Source organism: Staphylococcus sp. HMSC36A10 (assembly GCF_001838845.1).
In the GTDB taxonomy this organism is placed as follows: Bacteria; Bacillota; Bacilli; order Staphylococcales; family Staphylococcaceae; genus Staphylococcus; species Staphylococcus aureus.
In genome coordinates, this window is sequence record NZ_KV839090.1 from 36,113 (window position 1) to 39,783 (window position 3,671).

4 protein-coding genes are annotated in these 3,671 nt (G+C 31.6%); 2 read left to right on the plus strand and 2 right to left on the minus strand.

Features of this window, described 5'->3' with window-relative positions; genetic code table 11:
- Positions 1-196 precede the first annotated feature (196 nt).
- Complete coding sequence (locus HMPREF3247_RS05730; protein WP_072384913.1) at positions 197-370, minus strand: hypothetical protein; 174 nt, start codon at positions 368-370, stop codon at positions 197-199.
- A 50-nt stretch (positions 371-420) separates the two neighbouring features.
- Here HMPREF3247_RS05730 and HMPREF3247_RS05735 point away from each other — a divergent pair, with 50 nt between their 5' ends.
- Positions 421-1,800, plus strand: coding sequence for an aldehyde dehydrogenase (locus HMPREF3247_RS05735; protein WP_001021219.1), 1,380 nt, complete (start codon positions 421-423; stop codon positions 1,798-1,800).
- Positions 1,801-1,919: 119 nt separating this feature from the next.
- On the opposite strand, the gene HMPREF3247_RS05740 is transcribed toward HMPREF3247_RS05735, so the two are convergent.
- On the minus strand, positions 1,920-2,948 hold the full coding sequence (locus HMPREF3247_RS05740; RefSeq protein WP_000181322.1) for a 6-phosphogluconolactonase: 1,029 nt from the start codon (positions 2,946-2,948) through the stop codon (positions 1,920-1,922).
- Positions 2,949-3,217: 269 nt separating this feature from the next.
- On the opposite strand from HMPREF3247_RS05740, the gene HMPREF3247_RS05745 reads away from it, so the two are divergent.
- Positions 3,218-3,619 (plus strand): YolD-like family protein, encoded by a 402-nt coding sequence (locus tag HMPREF3247_RS05745; protein WP_000205106.1) that lies wholly within the window; start codon positions 3,218-3,220, stop codon positions 3,617-3,619.
- Positions 3,620-3,671: the final 52 nt, after the last annotated feature.

A 3,671-nucleotide genomic window follows, 5' to 3' on the forward strand; every position in this document is an offset into this window, starting at 1 on the left:
ATAATACTATATTACTGTCTATTTATAGACATGTTGTATTTAACTAACAGTTCATTAAAGTAGAATTTATTTCACTTTCAATGAACTGTTTTTTATTTACGTTTGACTAATTTACAACCTTTTCAATAGCAGTTTTCATTCCTTTAGCTATCCTAACCCACAGATTAGTGATTTCTATACAATTCCCCTTTTGTCTTTACATTTTCTTAAAATATTTGCGATGTTGAGTATAAATTTTTGTTTTCTTCCTACCTTTTTCGTTATGATTAAAGTTATAAATATTATTATGTACACGATTCATCGCTCTATTTTCAACTTTCAACATATATAATTCAAAAGAACATTTAAAATTAACGGCCACAACATTCAAATCAATTACTCACTTTTCCAAAATAATCATATAAGGAGGTTCTTTTCATTATGAATATCATTGAGCAAAAATTTTATGACAGTAAAGCTTTTTTCAATACACAACAAACTAAAGATATTAGTTTTAGAAAAGAGCAATTAAAGAAGTTAAGCAAAGCTATTAAATCATACGAGAGCGATATTTTAGAAGCACTATATACAGATTTAGGAAAAAATAAAGTCGAAGCTTATGCTACTGAAATTGGCATAACTTTGAAAAGTATCAAAAATGCCCGTAAGGAACTTAAAAACTGGACTAAAACAAAAAATGTAGACACACCTTTATATTTATTTCCAACAAAAAGCTATATCAAAAAAGAACCTTATGGAACAGTTTTGATCATTGCACCATTTAACTATCCTTTTCAACTAGTGTTCGAACCTTTAATCGGTGCTATTGCAGCAGGTAATACAGCAATTATTAAACCATCTGAGTTGACACCAAACGTTGCACGAGTGATTAAACGATTAATCAATGAAACATTTGATGCAAATTACATTGAAGTTATTGAGGGAGGAATTGAAGAAACGCAAACGTTAATTCACTTACCTTTTGACTATGTCTTCTTTACAGGAAGTGAAAATGTAGGCAAAATCGTTTATCAAGCTGCCAGCGAAAATTTAGTTCCTGTGACATTAGAATTGGGCGGTAAATCTCCAGTCATCGTTGATGAAACAGCGAATATTAAGGTTGCCAGTGAACGCATTTGTTTTGGGAAATTCACTAATGCCGGCCAAACATGTGTTGCACCTGATTACATTTTAGTACACGAATCTGTAAAAGATGATTTAATCACAGCCCTATCAAAAACGTTGCGTGAATTTTATGGTCAAAATATACAACAAAGTCCAGATTATGGCCGCATTGTAAACCTTAAACATTATCATCGTCTGACGTCATTACTTAACAGTGCACAAATGAATATTGTATTTGGTGGTCATAGTGATGAGGATGAACGTTATATAGAACCAACATTGTTAGATCACGTTACAAATGATTCAGCAATTATGCAAGAAGAAATTTTTGGTCCTATCTTACCGATTTTAACGTATCAGTCATTGGATGAAGCAATAGCCTTTATTCACCAAAGACCAAAACCTTTGAGTTTATATTTATTTAGCGAAGATGAAAATGCTACGCAACGTGTAATAAACGAGTTATCATTTGGCGGCGGCGCTATTAATGATACATTGATGCACCTAGCGAATCCTAAATTACCATTTGGTGGTGTTGGCGCCTCAGGTATGGGACGCTATCATGGTAAATATTCATTCGACACTTTTACACATGAAAAAAGCTACATTTTCAAATCTACACGATTAGAATCAGGTGTCCATTTACCACCATATAAAGGTAAATTTAAATACATCAAAGCTTTCTTTAAAAATTAATTTTTGAGACAAAAATAAACCATGCTTCCATAATTTGATGTTCTTGAAAACAATAAATTTCAAGGTATACACAAATTTTTTGGAAACATGGTTTTCTTTTTATCATGATTAATTAAAGATTAAAATATGACACATACACCTTCAGATGCTACACGAGTGTTATCACATAGCGTAATTTTACCTGTTTCTTTATTTCTTTCGAAAACAGTTACAACTGAATCTCCTTGCTCATGAGCACAAACTAAAAGGTCATCTGATGAGGCAATATTAAAATCTCTTGGGAATTGACCACCACTTTCAGTAATTGTTACTAGTTCTAAGTGTTGACCATTATCAAGAACTTTAAAAATTGCAATGCTATCATGCCCTCTATTAGATACATATAAGAATTGTTGATCATGAGACAAACGCACTGCTGCAAGTTTAGTATCTCCATCAAAGTTTTCAGGAATTGTTAAATGACGCTCGAGCTCTTCAAATTTACCGTCATTATATTCTGCAACGCTCACAGTATTTGATAATTCGTGTACGACATAAGCAAATTTTCCATTATCATGAAATTCAATATGTCTTGTCCCATCACTATCTTTAAATAAAGATTCTTTATAAAATTCAAACCCGTTGTCATCAAATTTATAAGTAACGATACGATCAGCACCTAAATCTGTTACTGCAACGTACTTACCATCTGGAGTTTGATTAATATAATGTGCGTGTGGATGATCTTGTCTTTCATGTGTACCTGTTGGAAAATCATGTGCAAGTTCTTGAATTAGACGTATAATTTCACCTGTGTGCGTATTTAATTCATACATACGTATGATGCCAGCACCATATACCGCTTCAAATAAATATCGTTTATCTTCTGAAATCGATACATAACAACCTGTACCAGCTTTTGAAGACAAACATTTATTTAATAAATGCAATTCACCATTGTCATCAATTTTCAAACTTGCAACACCGCATTGTTCTCCTTCTTTGTTGATTCCATATAAAACTTCATTATTACGCACCAAATATGTAGACGCTTCTAATTCAAATCCTGTTTCTAATAAATCAATACGTGACTGATTTTCGTTTAATTCAAAACGATAAATCCCTTTACCATTCTTTTTAGTGTAAGAACCAATATATCCATTTGTCATTACTTTTACCCCTCCATGTTAGTCTTATTTTCATTTTATTAAATTTTAGCTAGAATTAACAATCATTTATCATTTCCTTAAAGCTAAAACTATTTAACTACTTTAAAAGAACTATTTGCTGTGATATGTCATTATTCGATTTTAATTAATCCCTCTTTTTTACTTACACGAGCATTAATTATTAACGCGTTTATGCTTCCACAAAATTTTTGTTGCAAAATAGAACACATGTTCGTATAATGTAATTATCAGATTGGGGTGAATTAAGGATGACAAGTTATGAAGAAGAAACTGATTATCGTAACGTTCCAAGAGAATTACTAGATAACAATATACCTATGGGAAGAGGCATGATTAAATGGGCTCCTTTTGCAACATTACCCGAACAATTCGAAACGATTCAACAATACATTATCGACCAAAACAAAATTACACGTCCTGTATTATCAGATGATCAATTGGCTGAGCTAAACATTCGGCTACACGAGGCGCTACAATATGCCCAACCTGTAGAAGTTAAATTTTATAATAATGGCTTTGTAGATTCAGTACGCTTAACCATTTATCGTATTGATGCTATTAATTATGAAATTGATGGTTATGTTTACAATCAGCAACAACGTCAAAAAATTTCTATCTTTGATATCTTAGATATTGTCTTGTTACCTTAATGCTTTGAACATAATTAAACAGATTGAGTATATGCATATAAGATGATTTTTA